Below are 21,190 nucleotides of genomic sequence, written 5' to 3'. Positions count from 1 at the left end.
GACCAGGGTAGGACGGAAATGGTCCCGTGGTGCTACGGGGTTTCCCTCGGCCCCGAGGGCTACGGGGTCTCCCCGTCGGTGGACCCGGCCGCGCCCGCCGCCTGCGCGCGCTTGATCGCGGCGTCGCGCTTGCGGACGTACCAGATGCCGATGAGGCCGAGGCCCGCGCCGGCGAGGCAGGTCCAGATCCACGAGGTCGCGTTGTGGTCGGCGTACCAGCCGTAGAACGGGACCTGGACGACGAACAGGACGAACCACAGGATCGTGCCGCCGGTGATGGTGGCGACGACGGGCCCCTCCAGGGGCTCGGGCGCCTCGTGCTTGGGGGTCCACTTCGCCATGGGCTCAGTTTAGAGGCAGGCCCTGGGGGGTCTACGCGCGGAGATAGACGCTCTTCGGATTATGTGTTCATACTGAAACGGTTTCCCTCAGGCCGGTTTTCCTCGTATGAACCGCCAACGAGGACCCCCCATGAGGAACACCCGAGGACCTTCCATGAGCACCACGGCCCCCGCCAAGGCCCTGTCTCCCGAGCCGTCCGCGCCGCAGCAACAGCCGGCCTCGGCGGTCGACCGCTACTTCCGGATCTCCGAGCGCGGCTCCACCGTCGCCCGCGAGGTCCGCGGCGGCTTCGCCACCTTCTTCGCGATGGCCTACATCATCGTGCTGAACCCGATCATCCTCGGCAGTGCCAAGGACATGTACGGGCACCAGCTCGACAGCGGCCAGCTGGTCACCGCCACGGTGCTCACCGCGGCCCTGTCCACGCTGCTCATGGGCGTCATCGGCAACGTCCCGATCGCGCTGGCGGCCGGCCTCGGCGTCAACACGGTCGTCGCCCTCCAGCTCGCCCCGCGGATGTCCTGGCCGGACGCCATGGGCATGGTCGTGCTCGCGGGTGTGGTCGTGATGCTGCTGGTGGCGACGGGTCTGCGGGAGCGCGTGATGAACGCCGTCCCGGTCGGCCTGCGCAAGGGCATCGCGATCGGCATCGGCCTGTTCATCATGCTGATCGGCCTGGTCGACTCCGGTTTCGTCTCCCGTATCCCGGACGCCGCCCACACCACCGTCCCGCTGCAGCTCGGCGCCGACGGCCACCTCGGCGGCTGGCCGGTGCTGGTCTTCGTCGTGGGCACCCTGCTCACCCTCGCACTGATCATCCGCAAGGTCCCCGGCGCGATCCTGATCTCCATCGTGGTCATGACGCTCGTGGCCATGGTGATCAACACGGTGGCGAAGGTCCCGTCCTGGGGCCTGACCACGCCGGAGTGGCCGGGCAACCCGGTCGCGAGCCCCGACTTCGGGCTGGTCGGCGAGGTCAGCCTGTTCGGCGGCTTCGAGAAGGTCGGCCTGCTGACCGGCAGCCTCTTCGTCTTCACCGTGCTGCTGTCCTGCTTCTTCGACGCGATGGGCACGATCCTCGGCGTCGGCGACGAGGCCAAGCTGACGGACAAGGACGGCAACTTCCCCGGCATCAACAAGGTCCTGCTCGTCGACGGCCTGGCCGTCGCGTCCGGCGGTGCCACCTCGTCCTCCGCGACCACCTGCTTCGTGGAGTCCACGGCGGGCGTCGGCGAGGGCGCGCGCACCGGTCTGGCGTCGGTGGTGACGGGCGCGCTGTTCTCGGTGGCGCTGTTCCTCACGCCGCTGGCCACGATGGTGCCCTCGCAGGCGGCCACGCCCGCGCTCCTCGCGGTGGGCTTCCTGATCCTGGCCGGGTCGATCAAGGAGATCGACTGGAGCGACTACACCATCGCGGTGCCGGCGTTCCTGGCGATGGTGATGATGCCGTTCACGTACTCGATCACCAACGGCATCGGCATCGGCTTCATCTCCTTCGCCGTGCTGCGGCTGGCGGCCGGCCGGGGTCGTGAGGTCCCGGCGGCCATGTACGTCGTCTCGGCGGTGTTCCTCTTCTACTACGCGATGCCGGCGCTGGGCCTCACGTAAGCGGTTCAGGCTCCGACGCACGGCCGTAGAACTTCTCGGTCTCGTCGACCGCGGCCTTGAACCGCTCGTCGAAATCGTCGCGAATGAGCGTCCGAAGGACATAGTCCTGGACGCTCATTCCGCGTTTGGCGGCATGCCCCCGGAGCCGGTCGAGCAGCTCACCGTCTATGCGCAGGCTGAGCACTGTCGATCCCATGCGAGTCAGGGTCGCGCCACGGAGCGGTCCGATGCGTCACTTTCCGGCTGGGTCTCACTCATTTGGGTGACACATTCAACGACTCCGCATGGCCGGTCGCGCGCGGCGCAGGCTGACACGGGGATACCGGGTGGTCTTTAGGAAGAGTAATGAGTTACGCTAAAGAACATGCCTGACCTGTCCCACGGCACCGCCGAAGACGCGGCGGCCGTGAACGCGCTCCGCTCCGCGGTGATGCGGCTCGGCCGTCGCCTGAAACACCAGCGCGTCGACGAGTCGCTCAGCCCCACCGAGATGTCGGTGCTCGGCACGCTGCACCTGTGCGGCTCGGCCACCCCTGGCGAGCTCGCCCGCAAGGAGCACGTCCAGCCGCCGTCGATGACCCGCATCGTCGCGCTGCTGGAATCCAAGGGACTGGTCAGACTGGAGCCCCATCCCGACGACCGCCGGCAGAAGGTGGTCAGCCCGACCGAGGTGGCCGAAGCCATGCTCGAGGAGAGCCGCCGCAAGCGGAACGCCTGGCTGGCCGCGCTCGCCGAGGGCCTGGACGAGGACGACTGGGCGAGGCTGCGTGCGGCCGCGCCCGTCCTGGAGAAGCTCGCACACCTCTGACCCCCGACGCCGAGGAGGCGACGCACCTTGAGCACGGGACCCGGAGCAGACTCCGCACCCGTCCGCACAGCCACCCACGACACGACCGCGGAACGCCGAGGAACGTTCTCCTCCCTCAGGATCCGCAACTACCGCCTCTTCTTCACCGGTGCGATCGTCTCCAACACCGGCACCTGGATGGCCCGGATCACCCAGGACTGGCTGGTGCTCACCCTCACCGGCTCCTCCGCCGCCGTCGGCATCACGACGGCCCTGCAGTTCCTGCCGATGCTGCTGTTCGGCCTGTACGGCGGTGTGCTCGCCGACCGGTACCCGAAGCGGCGCATCCTCCTCTTCAGCCAGGGCGCGCTCGGCCTGTGCGGCCTCGCGCTCGCCGTCCTCACGCTCTCCGGCCACATCCAGGTCTGGCACGTCTACCTGGTCGCCTTCCTGCTCGGCATGGTCACCGTCGTCGACAACCCGGCGCGGCAGTCCTTCGTCTCGGAGATGGTCGGACCCGAGCAACTGCGCAACGCGGTCTCCCTGAACTCCGCGAACTTCCAGAGCGCCCGCCTCGTCGGCCCGGCCGTCGCCGGTCTGCTGATCGCCTCGGTGGGCAGCGGCTGGGCGTTCCTGCTCAACGGCCTCTCGTTCTTCGCGCCGCTGATCGGACTGCTCCTGATGCGGCCCGCCGAACTGCACCCGTCGGCCCGCCCGCCGCGCGGCAAGGGGCAGCTGCGGGAGGGGCTGCGGTACGTCGCCGGGAGACCCGAACTGATCTGGCCGATCGTGCTCGTGGGCTTCGTCGGCACCTTCGGCTTCAACTTCCCGATCTGGCTGACCGCCTTCTCCGACGACGTGTTCCACGTCGGCGCCGGCACGTACGGCTTCCTGAACACGCTGATGGCGGCCGGTTCGCTGGCCGGCGCGCTGCTCGCGGCGAAGCGCGGCAGCACGCGGCTGCGGGTCCTCGTCGGCGCGGCGGCGCTCTTCGGCGTCCTGGAGGTCCTGGCGGCCGTCGCCCCGTCGTTCTGGCTCTTCGCGCTGCTCCTCGTCCCGATCGGCATGGTCGGCCTCACGGTGAACGTGACCGCGAACTCGGCGGTCCAGCTCGCGACGGACCCGGAGATGCGGGGCCGGGTCATGAGCCTGTACATGATGGTCTTCGTCGGCGGCACCCCGATCGGCGCGCCGATCGTGGGCTGGCTGACCGACGAGTACGGCGCCCGGGTCGGCTTCGCCACGGGCGGCCTGATGACGCTCGCCGCCGCCGCGACGGTCGGCCTCATTCTGACCAGGGCGGTCGGCGTGAAGCCCCGCCTCCGCTGGCACCACGGCCACCCGCGCTTCCACCTGGTGCGCCGCCACCCCGAACCGGCCCTGGAGCCGGCGGCGTAAGGCCCGGCCGGGGCGGGGCGCACAGCGGTCACACCCGCTGTTCGAGCACCTGCCCCGGCCAGTCCTTCACCGTGAACGCCTGCGTCCGGGTGAAGCCCTGGTCCTCGTAGAACTCGACCAGACGCCCCTCCCCGCCCGCGTAACAGTCGACCCGCAGCAGCGAGACGCCCTGCCGGCGGGTCTCCTCCACCGCGTGCGCGAGCAGCGCCGCGCCCACGCCGCGGCCGTGGCAGCGGGCATCGGTCACCAGGAGATGGACGTACACCTCCGGCTCGTCCACCGGCTCGACGTACGGGGTGGGGTGCGGCGTCAGCGTCACCGTGCCCGCCGGCCGCCCGTCGAGCTCCGCGATCCACGGCGTCCCCGACGCCACGATCTCCTTCACCCTCTCCACCGACGACGCCCGGGCCGACCACGGCTCGGTCCCCCACTGCTCGGTGTTCCCCCGCGCGTTCAGCCACACCACCGCGCTGTCCAGCATCGCCAGTATCGCGGGCACGTCATCCGCCCCGCCCTTCCTGATCGTCAAGGTCATGACCCGAGGCTAGGGCTGCCAGACTCGCGGCATGAGGCTTTTCACCGCCGTCCTGCCGCCGCCCGACCAGCTTGCCGAGCTCGCCGCCGAGGTCGACGCACTGCTCCGGCTCCCCGGGGCCGACGCCCTGCGCTGGACCGGGCGGCCAGGGTGGCACTTCACGCTCGCGTTCATGGGAGAGGTCGACGAGGCGCTGCTCCCCGACCTGCGCACCCGCCTCGCCCGCGCCGCGCACCGCACCGCGCCCTTCCCGCTCCGGCTCCACGGCAGCGGCCACTTCGGGCAGCGCACCCTGTGGACCGGCGCGGCCGGGGCGCTGGACGACATGCGGCTGCTCGGCGAGCGCTCCGACGCCGCCGCCCGCCGGGCCGGCATCCCCATGGACGAGCACCGGGCCTACCACGCCCACCTCACGCTCGCCCGCGCCCGCACCGGCGTCCACGCCGACCTGCGGCCCTTCGTCGACGGGCTCGCGCACTTCGAGGGCGCCCGCTGGCAGGTCTCCGAGCTCGCCCTCGTCCGCTCGAACCTCCCCGCCGGCGGCACCCCCGGCGAGGGCCCCCGCTACGAGACCCTCGACACCTGGCCCCTCGGGCAGGGCGGCTGACCGCCCGGGTTACGCTCGATACGTGGATCCGAAGACCCGAAACCAGATCATGGCCGGCGTGCTGGTCCTGCTGTTCGCGATCATCGCCGTGGCGTCCGTGACGGGCCGGTAGCCGCCGGGGCCCCTTGCCTGGAGCGGACTCCAAGCAGTTGGCTGGCCGCATGAAGTACACACAGCTCGGACGTACCGGACTCAAGGTCAGCCGTCTCGTCCTCGGCACGATGAACTTCGGCCCGCAGACGGACGAACCCGCCAGCCACGCCATCATGGACGCCGCCCTCGACGCCGGCGTCAACTTCGTCGACACCGCCAACGTCTACGGCTGGGGCGAGAACAAGGGCCGCACCGAGGAGATCATCGGCTCCTGGTTCGCCCAGGGCGGCGGCCGCCGCGACAAGACCGTCCTCGCCACCAAGGTGTACGGGAGCATGGAGCGGGAGGCCGACCGCTGGCCGAACCACGACCGGCTCTCCGCGGTCAACATCCGCCGCGCCGTCGACGCCAGCCTCAAGCGGCTGCAGACCGACCACATCGACGTCTACCAGTTCCACCACATCGACCGGCGGACCCCGTTCGAGGAGATCTGGCAGGCGATCGACGTCCTGATCCAGCAGGGCAAGATCCTCTACGCGGCCTCCTCCAACTTCCCCGGCTACAAGATCGCCCAGGCCAACGAGGCGGCCGCCCGGCGCGGCATGGTCGGCCTGGTCAGCGAGCAGTGCCTGTACAACCTCGCGGAGCGGCGCGCCGAGATGGAGGTGATCCCGGCGGCCCAGGACTACGGGCTCGGTGTCATCGCCTGGTCCCCGCTGCACGGCGGGCTGCTCGGCGGCGTCCTGAAGAAGGAGGCCGAGGGGAAGCGGCGTACGGAGGGCCGGTCGGCGGACGCGCTGGCGGTGACGTCCGTGCGGGCGCAGGTCCAGGCGTACGAGGACCTGCTCGACAAGCACGGTCTGGAGCCGGGCGAGACGGCGCTGGCCTGGCTGCTGACCCGGCCCGGCGTCACGGGGCCGATCGTCGGCCCGCGCACGCAGGAGCAGCTGGAGTCCGCGCTGCGGGCGGTCGAGCTGGAGCTCCCGGAGGAGGTCCTGACGGGTCTGGACGAGATCTTCCCGGGCCTGGGTCCGTCGCCGGAGGCGTTCGCCTGGTGAGCGAGCGGTCGCACCGGGTCCGGCGGTGAGCGAGCGGTCGCTCCCGGTCCGGCGGCGCTCGGCGAGCGCCGCCGGACCGGGGACGGTCCTGAACGGTCGAACCCGGGACGGAGGGGGAACCTAGAAGGTCAGGTTCCAGGCGTCGATCCTGCCGACGTCCTGCGCGGCGTTGTCGTTCACGCGCAGCTTCCAGACGCCGTTCGCGACCTCGGAGGAGGCGTTGACGGTGTACGTCTGGAGGATGTTGTCCGTGCCGCTGCCGGTCCGGTTGTGCAGCGTGTACACGGTGCCGTCCGGGGCGACTAGGTCGACCTTCAGGTCACCGATGTAGGTGTGCTTGATGTCGACGCCCACCTTCAGCGTGGCCGGCGCGTTGCCCGCGACGCCGCTGACCGTGATCGGGCTCTCGACCGTCGCGTTGTCGGCGATGGCGACGTCGGCGAGGTTCTCGAAGGACGCGCCGGGCGGCGGGGTGCTGCCGGAGACCGCCTTCAGCGCGTCGACCTGGCCGTCGCCGAAGAAGCCGTTCTTGGCCGTGGTGCCCGTGCAGCGGCTGTCGGAGGGGCAGGCGGTGTCGTTGGCCTGCGAGTTCAGTCGGTCACGGAGGTCGGCCGGGGTGAAGGTCGGGTTGGCGCTCGCGAGCAGCGCGGCGACGCCCGCCACGTGCGGCGAGGCCATCGACGTGCCGTTCTTGTTCCCGTACTTGCCGCCCGGCAGCGTCGAGTACACGCCGTAGGAGCCGTCGCCGCCCGGGGCCGCGACGTCGATGACGCCGTTGCCGAAGTTGGAGTACGACGCCTTGACGTTGCCCCGGCCCATGGCCGCGACGGTGACGACGCCCGGCAGCTCGGTCGGGATGTCGATGCAGTCGTTCGTGAGCGTCCGGGTGACCGGCGTCGAGTCGTTGGGGCTCTCGGAGTCGGTCGTCTTGTTCGCCAGGTCGTAGTTCGAGTTGCCGGCCGCGGCGACCTGCAGCGAGCCCTTGCCCTCGGCGTACGCCTGCGCGCGCCGCACACCCTCGATGATGGCGGCCTGGTCGACGTTGTCCGGGCAGTTGAACTGCCACGGGTCGGTGAAGTAGCTGTTGTTGGTGACCTTGAAGCCGTGGTCACCGGCCCAGACGAAGCCGCAGATCGTGTTCTCCGCGAAGAACAGGCCGCTCGGCTGCTCCGCGATGCGGACCGAGGAGATCTTGACGCCCGGCGCGACGCCGATGACGCCCTTGCCGTTCTTCGCCGCCGCGATGGTGCCCGCGACGTGCGTGCCGTGGGTGTCGATGTCCCGCCACGCGCCCGGACGGGTGTCCGCCTTGCCGTAGGCGCAGGAGACGGAGTCGGCGGAGTTGAAGTTCGGCGCGATGTCCTGGTGCTGGTCGTCGACGCCGGTGTCGAGGACGCCGACCTTGACCGCGGCGGAGCCGGTGGTGACGGCCCAGGCCTGGTCGGCCTTGATCTGGGTCATGTCCCAGCGGTTGGACTCGGTCAGCGTCGTCGGCGACTGCGACGGGTTGGCGGGCAGCGCCGGGTTGTACGCGTCCGCCGGGACGTCCGACGTGCGCGTCGCGCCGACCTGCTGGACACCGCTGACGCCGCGCATCGTCGAGGCGAAGCCGGCCGACGTCGCGTGGGCCACGATCACGCCGATGGCGTCGTACGAGGCGAAGACGGAACCGCCGTTGTTCGCGACCGCGGTGCGTACGGCGGAGGTGTCACCGGGGGCGGTGATCACCAGGTACGCGCGGGTGCCGGCGGCCCACGCGGTGGTGGCCGCCTTCGCCGTGGCGGCGGCCGACGAGGTCGTCGTGCGCGCGGCGGCGGAGGAGGGTTCGGGGGTGTCGTACGGCGCCGCGTGGGCGAGTCCGACGGGCCCGGCGAGGGCCATGGTCGCCCCGAGGGCGACGGCCGTCACGGCCGAGAGTCTCAGCCGGCTGGATATGCGGGAAAACAATGCGTCCTCCGATGGCCCGGTGGCGCTGGTGGCGCCGGCCGAACCGTGAATGGTGTGGGGAGGACGCAAGATCCCAGAGGAGGCGGTGCGGAAGGAAGGGTTCTGTCCGACAAGTCTGGTGATGTTACAGAGAGTTGATCTGACTGGGTGTCGGATGTCGGGTGTTGGCGTGAGGTGGACAGACGCGTAGTCCCTGCGGGTGAGCGGGGCTCGCCGTCGTATCCACCGGCCCTCCCCTTCGCTTCAATGCGAAGGGTGACCTCCCCCCGCGCCCTCGCCATGGCCCTCGTCGTCGTGCTCGGTACGGCCCCCGCGTCCACGTCCGCGTCCACGCCCGCCTCCGCGCCCGTCCCGACGGTGTTCCTCGGCGACGGGGTCGTCGGCGGGTACGGCATCGCGCCGGTCGACGAGGGTGCACGGCTCTCGTGCGTACGGGCGCAGGAGAACCTGCCGGACGTGGTCGAGGACCAACTCGCCGACCAGTCGATCCTGTTGGACATCACGGCCGATGTCTCGTGCGCGGGCGCGGAGTTGCGCCACGTCTGGGAGGAGCAGCAGCTGGGCGGCGACGTGCCGCCCGCGCCGCCGCAGAAACGGGCGCTGACGAAGGACACGCGGCTGGTGGTGGCGGGGCTGGGCGCGGGGACGCTGGGCCTGGGCCGGATCCTGAAGCAGTGCTCGGCGAAGCTGCGGGGTACGGCGGGGGCGCTCCTGCCGGAGAAGCCGGTGGACGAGAGATCTGCGGCGGGCGACTGCGCCGCGTACTTCGCGAAGGGCGCGGGCGCGGACTGGCTGGCGGGGCGGTTCGAGCAGGTCGACAAGGACCTGGAGAAGCTGTTCTCGGAGGTCGGCAGCGAGTCGCCGTCGGCGAGCGTGGTGCTGGTCGGCTACCCGAGGCTGGTCCCGAAGGACGTGAAGCGCTGCCGGACGGCGCTCCCGGAGGGGGCCGGGCGCCCCCTCGCCGACGTCCCCGAGTCGGCCTGGCCCTTCCTGGACCAGCAGGTCCAGTCCCGGCTCAACTCCCTGATGGCGCAGCGCGCGAAGGCCGCGGGCGCGGTGTTCGTCGACCTGTACGCGACGACGGGCGGGGCGACGGCCTGCGACGGCGACGCCCGCACGACCGGCGGCCTCCTGGAGCCCTCGAACGTGACGCTGCTGCACCAGCGGCATCCGTGGTTCCTCCACCCGAACGAGCCGGGCCGGGACCAGAACGGCGACGCCGTGGCGCAGGCGATCGCGACGGGGGTGTTCGGGCGGGGGCCGGCGTGAGGGTCAGCCGCGACGGAACTTGTCGGTCGGGAGGGTGAGTTCGAGGACAGTCTGAGTGAGGTCCACCTCCAAGCCGAAGGCGACGGGCAGCTCGCTTGTGTACTCGCCGTTCTTCGGTTCGGTGTAGATGTGGCACTTGCCCTGATACGGATCGGCGATGAGGTAGACAGGGATCTCCGCGACAGCGTAGGCGGTCTTCTTGGGGCCGTAGTCGTTTCGCGCCGTGTCCTTGGAGATGACCTCCGCGATGAATTCGATGTCGTCGTAGCTCCACTGTTCCCGACTGTCAGGCACCGCTCCGGTCCGGAGCTTCACGACGTCAGGACAGAACCCGTTTCCCGCACCGGGGAAGTCGATCCGTACGTCGGACAGAACATTGACGTCCCTGCCGAACTTGTCCTCCAGTGACTGGATGATCCTGAAGATGATCTGCCAGTGAACGCTCCGTTGCGGCGTCATGTAGACGGCCCCCCCGACGATCTCGACCTTGTATCCCTCGGGGACGGGCATGCGCTCCAGGGCCTCGAACAGTTCGTCCAAGGTCGGCCCACCGCTGGTCTCGGCCATCTCGATCCGTTCGTCGACGGCAGTCATCGTGGCGCTCCTCCCCGGCTGCCGCTCGATGCATGCAGCCGCGCGTTTCAACGATACGCACGCCAAAGCCGACACGCCGGTGGCGAGACTTGCCAACGCCTCGCGTCATGCGCCCCCGAGCCAGCTCGTCGCGTCGAGCCGGTACGCCGTCTCCGGCGGGACGACGGCACGGAGCGCGGCCTCCATGTCCCGTACCCGCTCCGTGCCCAGCGTCTCCGCCCACTCCGCCCGCAGCTCGTCGAAGATCGCGGCCGAGCGGGACAGGGCGTCCACGCCGGCCGGGGTGAGGCGGACGAGTTTGCGCCGGGCGTCGGCGGGGTCGTCGGTGCGTTCGAGGTAGCCGAGGGCGAGGAGGCGGTCGACGGTCTTGCCGGCCGCCTGCTTGGAGACACCGAGCCTGCGTCCGACGTCGCTGGCCGTCGCCCCGGCCGGGCCGCCCGCGGCGACGGCCTGCAGGGCGAAGCCGTGCGCGGGGCGGAAGTCGGCGTGCCCCTCCTGGGCGAGGCGGGCGTGCAGGCGGTCGATGAGCGTGCGGAAGCCGCCGAACAGGAGGAGCGGCAGCTCGTATCCGCGGCCGTCCTCAAGTCCCTTGCCGTTATCGACAACCTGGTTTACGTTTTTCTCGTCGAACCGGTCAACCATGTTGTCCATTCTATCTCCGGGGGTTTCCCTTGTCGTCCGACCTCGCCACTCGCGCCGCCCACGCCGTCACCCTCATCAAGGAGTCACCGCACACCTTCGACGGCTTCATGAAGCTCGTCGAGATCTTCGACTCCACCACCCTCGACCCGCACTCCCGCGAGACCGTCGTCCTGACCGTCGCCGCGCGCAACCAGTGCCATCTCTGCGTCGACATGCACGAGGCGAAGTTCGCCGCGCTCGGCCAGGTCCCCGGGAAGGATCTCGAACGCCTCGCCGCAGTGCGGGAGTTCACCCTCCAGGTCCTCGCCTCCACCGGGGCCGTCAGCGACGCCGAGCTGGCCGCGTTCCAGGCGCACGGCTACACCCGCCAGAACGCCCTCGAAGTCGTCCTCGGCATCGGCGCGTACACGATCTCGACCTTCGCCAACCGTCTGAACCGCTGTTGACGGCCCGTCGGGGGGCGGGGTTGGCTGCCGGGATGCATGCCATGCAGCAGTTGCGCTTCGAAGTGCCCGGCACCGACGTCGTCCTCGCGGACTGGCGGCACGTCCACAACGTGATCGTCCCGCCCGCCGCGCTCAGCCTCGACGAGGTGCGGGAGCGGGCGGGGCGGTACGTGCTGGAGGTCGCCTACCTCGAAGGCGTGCTCGTCGGGTGCACGACGGTCCGCCCGCCGGACCCCGAATCCCGTACCGCCACCGTCATCGCCCGCGTCCTCCCCGAGCACCGCGGCCGCGGGCACGGCACCGCCCTGTACGACCGTTCGCTCGCGAAGGCGCGGGCGCTGGGCGCGGAGGCCGTCGAGACCTGTGTGCTCGCCGTCAACGTCGACGGGCTGCGGTTCGCCGAGCGCCGCGGGTTCGCCGAGGTCGAGCGGTACACGCTGCCCGGCGAGGACGACCTCTGGATCGACCTGAGGCGGCCCGCCGCTCAGTAGGCGTACGGCGCGCCCACGCCCCACGCCTGGTACAGCGCGTCCGCGAACGCCGCCGCCAGCTTGTGCTCGCCCGTCGGGCCCGGGTGGGTGCCGTCGTACGTGTCCGTCGCCAGCTCGTACGGCTCCGGGGGCGAGGCGAGCAGCAGCGGGGACGCGGCCGTGTCGAGGTCGGCCACGGCCTTGGCCAGGAGTTCGTTGAAGCGCTCGCACTCCGCGGCGAACGGCGCGTCCCACCCGGCCCGCACGTTCGGGATCACCGGGAGCACGACCGCCCGCACCCGCGGGTTCGCCGCGCGGGCCGCGGCGACGAACGCGCGGACGTTGTCGGCGGTCTGGTCGCTGTTCGTGTAGAAGCCCAGGTCGATCAGGCCCAGCGAGACCAGCAGCACGTCCGCCCCGGTCTCCTCGACCGCCTCGCCGATCAGCGGCGCCATGTGCAGCCAGCCCTCGCCCCAGCCGGACAGGTGGCGCCGGGCGTCCGCGGGGAAGTCCGGGTCGGCGTACGCGTCCGAGACGGCCGCGTCGGCCCCGGCCTCGTACAGCGCCGTGCGCGGGCCGACGATCTCGTACGGACCCTCCGGGCAGCGGCCGAAGTGCTGCCAGATGCGGTAGCGCCACGTGTAGTCGCCGGCGCGTCCGATGGTGCAGCTGTCGCCGACGAACATGAAACGCATCAGGTCATCATCCCGGACCCCGCGGCCGACCTGCGACGTGATCCCCAACACCTCCGCCGGGCCCGTGGCACGCTTGGGCGCATGCGAATGTCCTTCCGTGCCACCTGCGCCGTGGCTCTCGTCCTGTGCACGGCCGTCGCCCCGGCCGCCGCCGCGGAGGCCGGTCCCGACCAGGACTTCACGCTCGAGGACACCCGCATCACCGAGTCCAGCGGGCTCGCCGCCAGCCGCGCCCACCCGGGCGTGTACTGGACGCACAACGACCAGGACCAGCCGCGCGTCTTCGCCGTCGACTCCCGCACCGGCAGGACCGTCGCCACGGTCACCCTCCGCGGCGTCGGCACCCCCCGCGACATGGAGGCGATCTCCGTCGGCCCCGACGGGAACGTCTATGTCGGCGACATCGGCGACAACCTCGACGGCACCTGGGACCACGTCTGGATCTACCGCTTCCCCGAGCCGAAGACCCTGAAGGACCGGACCGTCGAGGCGACGCAGTACGACGTGAAGTACGCGGACGGGCCGCGCAACGCCGAGGCGCTGATGGTCCATCCGAAGACCGGCCGGGTCTATATCGCCAGCAAGCACGAGGACGGCGGCGGCCTGTACGAGGGCCCCGCGAAACTCACGACGAAGGGGACCAACACCTTCCGGCGGGTCGCCGAGGTCCCCTGGGTGACGGACGGCGCGTTCTCCCCGGACGGGAAGCAGCTGCTGCTGCGCGGCTACCTCATGGCCCGTGTGTACGAGTGGAACGGCGGCCGTCTCGGCGCGGACCGCTCGGTCGGCGCGCCGTTCCAGGGCCAGGCGGAGTCGGTGACGTACACCCTCGACGGCTCGGCGGCGATGTTCGGCTCGGAGGGCACGCGCAGCCGGGTGCTCCGCGTGGACCTGGACGACGCCCGCCCCGACGACGGCCCCACGACCTCCCCGCCGTCCGGGAACGGCGGCGCGGACGCTGACGCCGGCGGGCAGGGTGACCGGAACGGGCAGGACGGCCAGGGCCAGGGCAGCTTCGGGCTCGGCGTCGTCGTCCTCGCCGTCGCCACCGCCCTCGTCGTCGGCTTCAAACGCCTGCTGCGCCGCGACTGACCGGCTGACCTGCGCCGTCCCCGGCCGGGTTCGACAATGGAACCAGGGGGACCGTCCGTGGAGGAACCATGACGGCATTCACCCGCGAGGACGTCCCCGTCGCCATCCAGGCGAACGGTGTGGAGGTCCGGCTGCAGGAGGTCGGGGAGATGACCCTGTCCTTCATCCATCTCCCTCAGGGCACGGACATGGGCCCGGCGCTCAAGGGGCTGCAGGACGACCTGTGCCAGTGCCCCCACTGGGGTTACCTGTTCAACGGCCGCATCAGGATGCGCACCGCCTCCGGCGAGGAGGTCTACGAGGGCGGACAGGCGTACTACTGGGCCCCCGGCCACGCCCCCGAGGCGCTGGAGGATTCCGACGTCGTCGAGTACTCGCCGACCGCCGCGTTCAACGAGGTGATCGATCACGTGAAGGCGCAGATGGGCTGACCGCCGCCCGCGCCACCAGCGCCTCGAAGCCGTCCATCAGTCGCGCCAGGCCGAAGGCGAACTGGTCGATCTCGAAGGCGAAGGTGTCCTCGGCCAGGCCCGCGACCGTCGGGAACTCGCCGGAGGCCATGGCCCGTTCCAGGAACGGCGTCTGCGCGGCCCAGAAGTCCTCGTCGCTGACGCCGGTCTCCTGCGCCGCCTCGGCGGCCTGCAGTTCCATGCGCGCGACGCCGGCCACGAAGCTCTGGACGGTGACGATGACGGAGACGGTCTCCGGGTCGGTCAGGCCCATCCCGCGCGGGCCCTTCAGGCCGGTCATGCACAGCTCGAAGCCGCGCAGCGTGTTCGGGCCGAGGAGCGAGCGGGTCTCGTTGACCTTGAGCAGCCAGGGGTGCGCCCGGTAGAGGGCGAGGTGGCCGCGGGCCAGGGTCTCGACCGCCCCCCGCCAGTCCGCCGCCGGCTCCCGGGGGCCCGCGGCGAGCGACTCGCCCTGCACCCGGTCGAGCATCAGGTCCAGCAGCTGCGTCTTGCCGGGCACGTACCGGTACAGCGACATCGTGCCGACGCCCAGCTCCGCCGAGACCCGCCGCATCGACACGGCGTCCAGCCCCTCCGCGTCCGCGAGCGTGACCGCCGCCCCGACGATCCGGTCGAGGGTGAGCCCCGGCCGGGGGCCCCTGCTGGGGCGCTCGCCCGTGCCCCACAGGAGGTCGAGGCTGCTGGTGGTCGTCTCCTTGGGCTCCGTCATGGGCCTCAGCTTAAAACTGAGTACACCGTACCCATAATGGAGTACGGTGTACTCAGTTTCGCTGAACGGAGGCTTCCATGCATGAACACGCCGTCCTCGCAAAGGACTTGCGCAAGCGGTACGGCGGCAGGAGCGACGCCGCGTACGCCCTCGACGGCTTCGACCTCGCCGTCCGCCCCGGCACCGTCCACGGCCTGCTCGGCCCCAACGGCGCCGGCAAGACCACCGCCGTACGGATCCTCGCCACGCTCCTCAGGGCCGACGGCGGTCGCGCCGAGGTCGCCGGGCTGGACGTGGCCCGCGACCCCCGCGCCGTACGCGCCCGGATCGGTCTCGCCGGCCAGTACGCCGCCGTCGACGAGGGCCTCACCGGCCGCCAGAACCTCGAACTCTTCGGCCGGCTCTTCCACCTGGACGCCCGGCGCTCCCGCGCCCGCGCCGCCGAACTCCTCGACCGGTTCGATCTCGCCGACGCCGCCGACAAGGGCGCCGGCGACTACAGCGGCGGCATGCGGCGCCGGCTCGACCTCGCCGCCTCGATGATCCTCGCGCCCGACGTGCTCTTCCTCGACGAGCCGACCACCGGACTCGACCCGCGCAGCCGCGGCGAGGTCTGGGACAGCGTCCGCTCCCTCGTCGCCGGCGGCACGACCGTGCTGCTCACCACCCAGTACCTGGAGGAGGCCGACCGGCTCGCCTCCCGCGTCACCGTCATGGAGCGCGGCCGCGCCATCGCCGACGACACCCCCGAGGGCCTGAAGAACCGCATCGGCGGCGACCGCGTCGAGGTCGTCGTCACCGAACCCGCCGACCTGCCCGCCGTCCGCAAGGTCGTCGCCCGCGTCGCCGAGGGCGAGCCCGGCGTGGACGCGACCGAACGCCGCGTCCACGCGCCCGTCGCCGACCGCGTGGCCGCGCTCACCGAGGTCGCCCGGACCCTCCAGGACGAGCGGATCCCCGTCGAGGACATCGGCCTGCGCCGCCCGAGCCTCGACGACGTGTTCCTCAGCCTGACCGGCCACCAGCCCCGTACCGAAGGAGCGAACGCCGCATGACCGCCCTGGACATCACGGTCCGTACGCGCGGCCGCGCCCACTGGGCCGTCGCCGACGGGCTCACGCTCGTCCGCCGCACCCTGCTCAACTACCGCCGGCAGCCCGTCGCCATCGTCTGGCAGCTCGGCTTCCCCATCGTGTCCGTCCTGCTCTACGGCTTCGTCTTCGGCAGCGCCATGCGGGTGCCCGGTGGCGGGGACTACAAGGACTTCCTGATGCCCGGCATGTTCACCATGACGATGACCTTCGGTCTGATGAACACCGCCACCGCCGTCGTCTCCGACTCCGGCAAGGGCGTCATGGACCGCTTCCGCTCCATGCCGATGGCCCCCTCCGCCGTCGTCACCGGCCGCGGCCTGTCCGACCTGCTCGTCGCCTCCGCCGAACTCGCCATCCTCGCCGCCACCGCCCTCGCGATCGGCTGGACCTCCGACGGCGGTGCCGGCGGCACCCTGCTCGCCTTCGGGCTGCTGCTCCTGCTGCGCTTCAGCCTGATCTGGGTGGGCGTGTGGTGCGGGCTGCTCGTGCCGAACACGGAGACGGCCGGCGCGCTCTACGCGGTGATCTTCCCCATCACGATGATCTCCAGCGTGTACGTGGCGCCCTCGCTGATGCCGGACTGGCTGGCGCCCGTCGCCGCCTGGAACCCGATCTCCTCCACCGTCGCCGCCACCCGCGAACTGTTCGGCAACCCGGGCGCGGGCGGCGCCACCTGGGTGGAGCAGCACGCCCTCCTGATGGCCTGCGTCTGGCCGCTGGCGATCACGGCGGTGTTCCTGCCGCTGGCGGTGCGCCGGTTCCAGCGACTGAGCAGGTGAGAAAGCGAGGGCCCGGCGGGCGGAGGCGTACCTCCGCTGCCGGGCCCCTTGAGCGCCGAGGGTGTTACAGCTTCTCGATCACGTAGTCGATGCAGGCCGTCAGCGCCTGCACGTCCGCCGGGTCGATCGCCGGGAACATCGCGATCCGCAGCTGGTTGCGGCCCAGCTTGCGGTACGGATCGGTGTCCACGATGCCGTTGGCGCGCAGCACCTTGGCGACGGCGGCCGCGTCGATCTCGTCCGCGAAGTCGATCGTGCCGATGACCTGCGAGCGCTTCGCCGGGTCGGTGACGAACGGCGTCGCGTACTTGGACTCCTCGGCCCAGCCGTACAGGGCCTGCGAGGAGGCGCCCGTACGGGCCACGGCCCACTCCAGACCGCCCTGGCCGTTGATCCACTTCAGCTGCTCGTTGAGCAGGAAGAGGGTGGAGAGGGCCGGGGTGTTGTACGTCTGGTTCTTCAGCGAGTTGTCGATCGCGGTCGGCAGCGAGAAGAACTCCGGGATGTGCCGGCCCGACTCGTGGATCTTCTTCGCGCGCTCCAGCGCGGCCGGGGAGAAGGCCGCCAGCCACAGGCCGCCCTCGGCGGCGAAGGACTTCTGCGGGGCGAAGTAGTAGACGTCGGTCTCGGTGATGTCCACCGGCAGACCGCCCGCGCCGGAGGTCGCGTCGACCAGCACCAGCGCGCCCTCGTCCGCGCCCGCGACCCGCTTCAGCGGGGCGGCGACACCGGTCGAGGTCTCGTTGTGGGTGTAGGCGTACACGTCGACGCCGGCCTCGGCCTGCGGCTCCGGGTGGGTGCCCGGGTCGGAGGAGATCACGGTCGGCTCGGCCAGCCAGGGGGCCAGCTTCGCGGCCTTGGCGAACTTGGAGGAGAACTCGCCGAAGGTCAGGTGCTGCGACTTGTTCTCGATCAGACCGTGGGTCGCGATGTCCCAGAAGGCGGTGGAGCCGCCGTTGCCCAGGATCACCTCGTAGCCCTCGGGGAGGGAGAACAGCTCGCGGATGCCGGTGCGCACCTCGCCGACCAGGTTCTTCACCGGAGCCTGGCGGTGGGAGGTGCCGAGCAGGGACGTGCCCGTGGCGGCCAGGGCGTCCAGCGCCTCCGTACGCACCTTGGAGGGGCCCGCGCCGAAACGGCCGTCGGCGGGCTTCATGTCAGCGGGAATCTGGATCTCAGCCACGAGGCGGAGCGTATCGGGTCGGAAGGGCGGAGGCTGAACGATGTCCGCCGGATGAGACGCCGACTGATGGATGCTGAACCTCGTGGGAACACACGAATCACCGCGGGACGAGCCGCGCGACGAGCTGCGGGCCTCGCTGCGCCGGGCGATGGCGGGCGAGGTCGACTTCAGCGCCACCGCCCGCGCTCTGACCAGCATGGACGCCTCCAACTACCGCCGTGTGCCGCTGGGTCTGGTCGCCCCGCGCGACGCCGACGACGTGGCGGCGGCCCTCGAGGTCTGCCGGGCGCACGGGGTCCCGGTCGTGGCGCGCGGGGCCGGTACGTCGATCGCGGGGCAGGCCACCGGTACGGGTGTGGTGTTCGACTTCACTCGCCACATGCGGGAGATCGTGTCCGTCGACCCCGCCGAGCGGACCGCCGTCGTCCGGCCGGGCGTCGTCCTGGACCGGCTGCGGGAGGCAACCCGCCCGTACGGGCTGACCTTCGGCCCCGACCCGTCCACGCACAGCCGCTGCACCGTCGGCGGCATGATCGGCAACAACGCCTGCGGGGCGCACTCGGTGGCGTGGGGGACGACGGCGGACAACGTGACGGGGCTGTCCGTCCTCACCTATGGGGGCGAGTCGCTGCGGCTGGGCCGGGAGTGGCAGGGCGCGCCGGCCGGACTGCGCGAGCTGATCGCCGGTCGTCTCGCCGCCCTGCGGACCGGCTACCCGCCCGGCCTGCCGCGCCGGATCTCCGGGTACGCGCTCGACGCGCTGCTGCCGGAGCGGGGCGGGGACGTCGTCCGCTCGTTCTGCGGGAGCGAGGGGACGCTGGGGGTGGTGACGGAGGCGACCGTGCGCCTGGTGCCGCTGCCGTCCGCCCCGGTGCTGGCGGTGCTCGGGTACGCGGACGAGAGCGCGGCGGCGGAGGCGGCGGCGGGGCTGCTGCCGTTGCGGCCGCTGACCGTGGAGGGCATGGCGGTCGATCTCGTACGGGGCGCGGAGGGGCTGCTGCCACGGGGCGGGGCGTGGCTGTTCTGCGAGGTGGACGGGGCGGACGCGGCGGAACGGCTGGTCCGGGCCGCGGACGCGGTGGACGCGACGATCGTCACGGACCCGGCCGGGCAGCGGGCGCTGTGGCGGATCCGCGAGGACGCGGCGGGGACGGCGACACGGATGCCTGGGGGCCCGTCCCGGACGGAGTCCGGGGGAGGCACGGAGGCGTGGCCCGGCTGGGAGGACTGTGCGGTGCCGCCGGCCCGGCTCGGCGCGTACCTGCGGGACTTCCGGGCGCTGTTGGCGGAGCACGGGCTGCGCGGCACGCCGTACGGGCACTTCGGGGACGGCTGCATCCACGTCCGCATCGACTTCGACCTGTGGACGGGAGCGGGGGTCGGTCGCTTCCGCCGGTTCTCGGAGGAGGTCGCGGACCTGGTGGTGGCGCACGGCGGCTCGCTGTCGGGCGAGCACGGGGACGGCGTCGCGCGGGCGGAGCTGCTGCCGAAGATGTACGGGGCGGAACTGGTCGGGCTGTTCGGCGAGGTCAAGGACGTCTGGGACCCGGCGGGCGGCCTGAACCCGGGGATGCTCGTGCGGCCGGGGCGGCTGGACGAGGACCTGCGGTTCGCGGGACTGCCGGTGGTGGGCCTGGGCCGGGAGGTCGCGCGGTGCGTCGGGGTGGCGAAGTGCCGGGTGGACGGGCCGAGTTCGGGCCCGTCGGTGATGTGTCCGTCGTACCGGGCGACGGGGGAGGAGCGGCACTCGACGCGCGGCCGGGCGCGGCTGCTGCACGAGATGGCGCTCGGTGAGGTGATCACGGACGGGCTGCGCTCGGAGGAGGTCCGCGAGGCGCTCGACCTGTGCCTGTCGTGCAAGGGCTGCCGCAGCGACTGTCCGGTGGGAGTGGACATGGCCGCGTACAAGGCGGAGTTCACGGCCGGGTACTACGCCGGCCGGCCGTGGCGGCGGCCCCGCTCGCACTGGACGGTGGGCCGGCTGCCGGAGTGGCTGGCGCGGTTCCGGTGGCTGGTGGCGGCGGGCGCGCGGCTGCCGTTCGCGGCGCGGCTGGCGGGGGTGACGCCTGAGCGGCCGCTGCCGCGGCCGGCGGCGCGGAGCTTCGTGTCGCGGTACGGGGGGCTCGCGGGCGGCGACGCGCTGCTGTGGCCCGACACCTTCACCAATCACCTCGCGCCGGAGGTGGGGGAGGCGGCGGTACGGGTCCTGGGCGCGGCCGGGGTCGCGGTGGGGCTGCCGCCGGGGCGGGTGTGCTGCGGGCTGACGTACGTGTCGACCGGGCAGCTCGACCGGGCGCGTGCGGTGATGCGGCGCACGCTGGACGTCGTGGAGCCGGTGCTCGCCGAGGGCCGGCCGGTGGTGGTCCTGGAGCCGTCGTGCGCGGCGACGCTCCGGACGGACCTGCCGGAACTGCTGCCGGACGACGCGCGGGCGGCCCGGCTGGCGGGGGCCGTGCGGACGTTCGCGGGCGCGCTGGAGGAACTGGCCCCCGGGTGGACGCCGCCGCGCCTCGACCGCCCGGTGGCGGGCCAGACGCACTGCCACCAGCACGCGGTCCTGGGAGAAGCGGCGGACCGCCGCCTCCGTGAACGGGCGGGTCTGGTAGGCGGGTTGAGCGGAGGATGCTGCGGCCTGGCGGGCAACTTCGGCTTCGAGCCGGGTCACTACGAGGTCTCGGTGGCGTGCGCCGAGGACCAGCTCCTCCCGTCGGTCCGCGCGGCCGGCGAGGACGCCGTCCTCCTGGCCGACGGCTATTCCTGCCGCACCCAGCTCGACCAGCTGGCGGGCCGACGGGCCCGGCATCTGGCGGAGGTACTGGCGGAAGGGCTCGACGCATGAACGGCTGGTTCGCCCAGGACCCTGACCTGGACCCCACCGAGGAGTCCCGCCGCTTCCTGACCGCCCTCCGCGAGCACGCGGCCGGCTGGCCCTGCGACCCGGAGGACACCTACGCGAGCTTCGAGGTCTTCGAGCACCGCACCGAACTGCTGGTGACCCTGTACCTGTACGACGGCGAGCACCACCTGCTCACCGTCGGCGCCTTCCTCACCGGCGCGGGCACCCGTCTCTCCGGCGGCGAGTTCCACGACCAGCTGTACACGCTGGAGCAGCACCCGGAGACCCTGATCGAGGCGCGCGGCACCCCGGAACACCTGGCCGAGCGGGCCGCGGAGTGGTTCCTGCGGATGGCGGCGCTTCCGGTGCTGCGCAACGAGTTCGCGGTCGGCGGCCGGGTCGTCAACCGGCAGTGGGTGCTGGCCGGCTCCGGCCGGGAGCTGACCGCGCGGTTCCGCGTGCAGCCGGGCGACCCGCTGGCCCGCACGGTCCGGGTGCGGGGCGGATCCGCGTAGCCGCGGGGTCTCCGGCGCGGG

The 21,190-nt window shown here is 71.9% G+C and carries 23 protein-coding genes; 14 read left to right on the top strand and 9 right to left on the bottom strand.

Annotated features, from left to right (window positions below; all coding sequences use genetic code 11):
• Window positions 1–59: 59 nt before the first annotated feature.
• On the bottom strand, window positions 60–341 hold the full coding sequence (locus tag ABZO31_RS14595) for a DUF2530 domain-containing protein (RefSeq protein ID WP_406861639.1): 282 nt from the start codon (window positions 339–341) through the stop codon (window positions 60–62).
• Window positions 342–495: 154 nt separating this feature from the next.
• Here ABZO31_RS14595 and ABZO31_RS14590 point away from each other — a divergent pair, with 154 nt between their 5' ends.
• A complete protein-coding gene (locus ABZO31_RS14590; RefSeq protein ID WP_406861638.1) occupies window positions 496–1,950 on the top strand; it encodes an NCS2 family permease in 1,455 nt (484 codons plus the stop codon).
• Here ABZO31_RS14590 and ABZO31_RS14585 read toward each other — a convergent pair.
• Window positions 1,943–2,146, bottom strand: a complete 204-nt coding sequence (locus ABZO31_RS14585; protein ID WP_406861637.1) for a ribbon-helix-helix protein, CopG family — start codon at window positions 2,144–2,146, stop codon at window positions 1,943–1,945. The two genes, ABZO31_RS14590 and ABZO31_RS14585, sit on opposite strands and share 8 nt — an antisense overlap.
• Window positions 2,147–2,314: 168 nt before the next feature.
• Between ABZO31_RS14585 and ABZO31_RS14580 the strand changes: the two genes are divergently transcribed.
• Both ABZO31_RS14580 and ABZO31_RS14575 read left to right on the top strand, forming a co-directional pair.
• Window positions 2,315–2,758, top strand: coding sequence for a MarR family winged helix-turn-helix transcriptional regulator (locus ABZO31_RS14580; protein ID WP_406861635.1), 444 nt, complete (start codon window positions 2,315–2,317; stop codon window positions 2,756–2,758).
• Window positions 2,759–2,785: 27 nt separating this feature from the next.
• Window positions 2,786–4,135: an MFS transporter gene (locus ABZO31_RS14575; protein ID WP_406861633.1), complete on the top strand. Its 1,350-nt coding sequence runs from the start codon at window positions 2,786–2,788 to the stop codon at window positions 4,133–4,135.
• A gap of 28 nt (window positions 4,136–4,163) precedes the next feature.
• Here ABZO31_RS14575 and ABZO31_RS14570 read toward each other — a convergent pair whose 3' ends face one another.
• A complete protein-coding gene (locus ABZO31_RS14570) occupies window positions 4,164–4,670 on the bottom strand; it encodes a GNAT family N-acetyltransferase (protein ID WP_406861632.1) in 507 nt (168 codons plus the stop codon).
• A gap of 31 nt (window positions 4,671–4,701) precedes the next feature.
• Here ABZO31_RS14570 and thpR point away from each other — a divergent pair, with 31 nt between their 5' ends.
• Complete coding sequence (gene thpR / locus ABZO31_RS14565) at window positions 4,702–5,277, top strand: RNA 2',3'-cyclic phosphodiesterase (protein ID WP_406861631.1); 576 nt, start codon at window positions 4,702–4,704, stop codon at window positions 5,275–5,277.
• 161 nt (window positions 5,278–5,438) lie between these two features.
• On the top strand, window positions 5,439–6,428 hold the full coding sequence (locus tag ABZO31_RS14560) for an aldo/keto reductase (protein ID WP_406861630.1): 990 nt from the start codon (window positions 5,439–5,441) through the stop codon (window positions 6,426–6,428).
• A 120-nt stretch (window positions 6,429–6,548) separates the two neighbouring features.
• Here the strand turns inward: ABZO31_RS14560 and ABZO31_RS14555 are convergent, their stop codons facing one another.
• Window positions 6,549–8,336 (bottom strand): S8 family serine peptidase, encoded by a 1,788-nt coding sequence (locus ABZO31_RS14555; RefSeq protein WP_406861629.1) that lies wholly within the window; start codon window positions 8,334–8,336, stop codon window positions 6,549–6,551.
• A 294-nt stretch (window positions 8,337–8,630) separates the two neighbouring features.
• Between ABZO31_RS14555 and ABZO31_RS14550 the strand changes: the two genes are divergently transcribed.
• Window positions 8,631–9,644 carry an SGNH/GDSL hydrolase family protein gene (locus ABZO31_RS14550; RefSeq protein WP_406861627.1) on the top strand — a complete coding sequence of 338 codons (1,014 nt, stop codon included), beginning with the start codon at window positions 8,631–8,633 and terminating at the stop codon, window positions 9,642–9,644.
• Window positions 9,645–9,647: 3 nt separating this feature from the next.
• Here ABZO31_RS14550 and ABZO31_RS14545 read toward each other — a convergent pair whose 3' ends face one another.
• Both ABZO31_RS14545 and ABZO31_RS14540 read right to left on the bottom strand, forming a co-directional pair.
• Window positions 9,648–10,238, bottom strand: coding sequence for a Uma2 family endonuclease (locus ABZO31_RS14545; protein ID WP_406861625.1), 591 nt, complete (start codon window positions 10,236–10,238; stop codon window positions 9,648–9,650).
• A gap of 105 nt (window positions 10,239–10,343) precedes the next feature.
• Window positions 10,344–10,880, bottom strand: a complete 537-nt coding sequence (locus ABZO31_RS14540) for a MarR family winged helix-turn-helix transcriptional regulator (RefSeq protein ID WP_406861623.1) — start codon at window positions 10,878–10,880, stop codon at window positions 10,344–10,346.
• A 29-nt stretch (window positions 10,881–10,909) separates the two neighbouring features.
• On the opposite strand from ABZO31_RS14540, the gene ABZO31_RS14535 reads away from it, so the two are divergent.
• Together ABZO31_RS14535 and ABZO31_RS14530 are read left to right on the top strand one after the other, a co-directional pair.
• Complete coding sequence (locus tag ABZO31_RS14535) at window positions 10,910–11,326, top strand: carboxymuconolactone decarboxylase family protein (RefSeq protein ID WP_406861622.1); 417 nt, start codon at window positions 10,910–10,912, stop codon at window positions 11,324–11,326.
• Between the two features lie 41 nt (window positions 11,327–11,367).
• Window positions 11,368–11,817 (top strand): GNAT family N-acetyltransferase, encoded by a 450-nt coding sequence (locus tag ABZO31_RS14530; protein WP_406861621.1) that lies wholly within the window; start codon window positions 11,368–11,370, stop codon window positions 11,815–11,817.
• Here the strand turns inward: ABZO31_RS14530 and ABZO31_RS14525 are convergent.
• Entirely contained in the window at window positions 11,811–12,491 is a 681-nt protein-coding gene (locus ABZO31_RS14525; RefSeq protein ID WP_406861620.1) for a GDSL-type esterase/lipase family protein, read from the bottom strand. The genes ABZO31_RS14530 and ABZO31_RS14525 overlap by 7 nt on opposite strands.
• 81 nt (window positions 12,492–12,572) lie before the next feature.
• Between ABZO31_RS14525 and ABZO31_RS14520 the strand changes: the two genes are divergently transcribed.
• Window positions 12,573–13,583 (top strand): WD40 repeat domain-containing protein, encoded by a 1,011-nt coding sequence (locus ABZO31_RS14520; RefSeq protein ID WP_406861619.1) that lies wholly within the window; start codon window positions 12,573–12,575, stop codon window positions 13,581–13,583.
• 68 nt (window positions 13,584–13,651) lie between these two features.
• Window positions 13,652–14,014: a hypothetical protein gene (locus tag ABZO31_RS14515; protein WP_406861618.1), complete on the top strand. Its 363-nt coding sequence runs from the start codon at window positions 13,652–13,654 to the stop codon at window positions 14,012–14,014.
• On the opposite strand, the gene ABZO31_RS14510 is transcribed toward ABZO31_RS14515, so the two are convergent.
• Window positions 13,974–14,762: a TetR/AcrR family transcriptional regulator gene (locus ABZO31_RS14510; protein ID WP_406861617.1), complete on the bottom strand. Its 789-nt coding sequence runs from the start codon at window positions 14,760–14,762 to the stop codon at window positions 13,974–13,976. The two genes, ABZO31_RS14515 and ABZO31_RS14510, sit on opposite strands and share 41 nt — an antisense overlap.
• A 77-nt stretch (window positions 14,763–14,839) precedes the next feature.
• On the opposite strand from ABZO31_RS14510, the gene ABZO31_RS14505 reads away from it, so the two are divergent.
• Window positions 14,840–15,817: an ATP-binding cassette domain-containing protein gene (locus tag ABZO31_RS14505; RefSeq protein WP_406861615.1), complete on the top strand. Its 978-nt coding sequence runs from the start codon at window positions 14,840–14,842 to the stop codon at window positions 15,815–15,817.
• Window positions 15,814–16,635, top strand: coding sequence for an ABC transporter permease (locus ABZO31_RS14500; protein ID WP_406861613.1), 822 nt, complete (start codon window positions 15,814–15,816; stop codon window positions 16,633–16,635). The genes ABZO31_RS14505 and ABZO31_RS14500 overlap by 4 nt, the downstream gene beginning before the upstream one ends.
• Window positions 16,636–16,699: 64 nt before the next feature.
• On the opposite strand, the gene serC is transcribed toward ABZO31_RS14500, so the two are convergent.
• Entirely contained in the window at window positions 16,700–17,818 is a 1,119-nt protein-coding gene (serC, locus tag ABZO31_RS14495; protein ID WP_406861611.1) for a phosphoserine transaminase, read from the bottom strand.
• A gap of 70 nt (window positions 17,819–17,888) precedes the next feature.
• On the opposite strand from serC, the gene ABZO31_RS14490 reads away from it, so the two are divergent.
• Window positions 17,889–20,657 (top strand): FAD-binding and (Fe-S)-binding domain-containing protein, encoded by a 2,769-nt coding sequence (locus ABZO31_RS14490; RefSeq protein ID WP_406861610.1) that lies wholly within the window; start codon window positions 17,889–17,891, stop codon window positions 20,655–20,657.
• Window positions 20,654–21,169 carry a hypothetical protein gene (locus ABZO31_RS14485; RefSeq protein ID WP_406861609.1) on the top strand — a complete coding sequence of 172 codons (516 nt, stop codon included), beginning with the start codon at window positions 20,654–20,656 and terminating at the stop codon, window positions 21,167–21,169. The genes ABZO31_RS14490 and ABZO31_RS14485 overlap by 4 nt, the downstream gene beginning before the upstream one ends.
• The last annotated feature ends 21 nt before the right edge of the window (window positions 21,170–21,190 follow it).

It is taken from the genome of Streptomyces solicamelliae, from assembly GCF_045348655.1.
GTDB lineage: Bacteria > Actinomycetota > Actinomycetes > Streptomycetales > Streptomycetaceae > Streptomyces > Streptomyces solicamelliae.
Note: the sequence above shows the minus strand (reverse complement) of the source record. Positions and strands in the feature narration are given on the sequence as shown.

Bases quoted from the DNA above. Each gene is read 5' to 3' on its own strand.
- ABZO31_RS14595 (WP_406861639.1), bottom strand. From the start codon at position 341: ATGGCGAAGTGGACCCCCAAGCACGAGGCGCCCGAGCCCCTGGAGGGG.
- ABZO31_RS14590 (WP_406861638.1), top strand. From the start codon at position 496: ATGAGCACCACGGCCCCCGCCAAGGCCCTGTCTCCCGAGCCGTCCGCG.
- ABZO31_RS14585 (WP_406861637.1), bottom strand. From the start codon at position 2,146: ATGGGATCGACAGTGCTCAGCCTGCGCATAGACGGTGAGCTGCTCGAC.
- ABZO31_RS14580 (WP_406861635.1), top strand. From the start codon at position 2,315: ATGCCTGACCTGTCCCACGGCACCGCCGAAGACGCGGCGGCCGTGAAC.
- ABZO31_RS14570 (WP_406861632.1), bottom strand. From the start codon at position 4,670: ATGACCTTGACGATCAGGAAGGGCGGGGCGGATGACGTGCCCGCGATA.
- thpR (WP_406861631.1), top strand. From the start codon at position 4,702: ATGAGGCTTTTCACCGCCGTCCTGCCGCCGCCCGACCAGCTTGCCGAG.
- ABZO31_RS14560 (WP_406861630.1), top strand. From the start codon at position 5,439: ATGAAGTACACACAGCTCGGACGTACCGGACTCAAGGTCAGCCGTCTC.
- ABZO31_RS14545 (WP_406861625.1), bottom strand. From the start codon at position 10,238: ATGACTGCCGTCGACGAACGGATCGAGATGGCCGAGACCAGCGGTGGG.
- ABZO31_RS14540 (WP_406861623.1), bottom strand. From the start codon at position 10,880: ATGGTTGACCGGTTCGACGAGAAAAACGTAAACCAGGTTGTCGATAAC.
- ABZO31_RS14530 (WP_406861621.1), top strand. From the start codon at position 11,368: ATGCAGCAGTTGCGCTTCGAAGTGCCCGGCACCGACGTCGTCCTCGCG.
- ABZO31_RS14525 (WP_406861620.1), bottom strand. From the start codon at position 12,491: ATGCGTTTCATGTTCGTCGGCGACAGCTGCACCATCGGACGCGCCGGC.
- ABZO31_RS14520 (WP_406861619.1), top strand. From the start codon at position 12,573: ATGCGAATGTCCTTCCGTGCCACCTGCGCCGTGGCTCTCGTCCTGTGC.
- ABZO31_RS14515 (WP_406861618.1), top strand. From the start codon at position 13,652: ATGACGGCATTCACCCGCGAGGACGTCCCCGTCGCCATCCAGGCGAAC.
- ABZO31_RS14510 (WP_406861617.1), bottom strand. From the start codon at position 14,762: ATGACGGAGCCCAAGGAGACGACCACCAGCAGCCTCGACCTCCTGTGG.
- ABZO31_RS14505 (WP_406861615.1), top strand. From the start codon at position 14,840: ATGCATGAACACGCCGTCCTCGCAAAGGACTTGCGCAAGCGGTACGGC.
- ABZO31_RS14500 (WP_406861613.1), top strand. From the start codon at position 15,814: ATGACCGCCCTGGACATCACGGTCCGTACGCGCGGCCGCGCCCACTGG.
- ABZO31_RS14490 (WP_406861610.1), top strand. From the start codon at position 17,889: ATGCTGAACCTCGTGGGAACACACGAATCACCGCGGGACGAGCCGCGC.
- ABZO31_RS14485 (WP_406861609.1), top strand. From the start codon at position 20,654: ATGAACGGCTGGTTCGCCCAGGACCCTGACCTGGACCCCACCGAGGAG.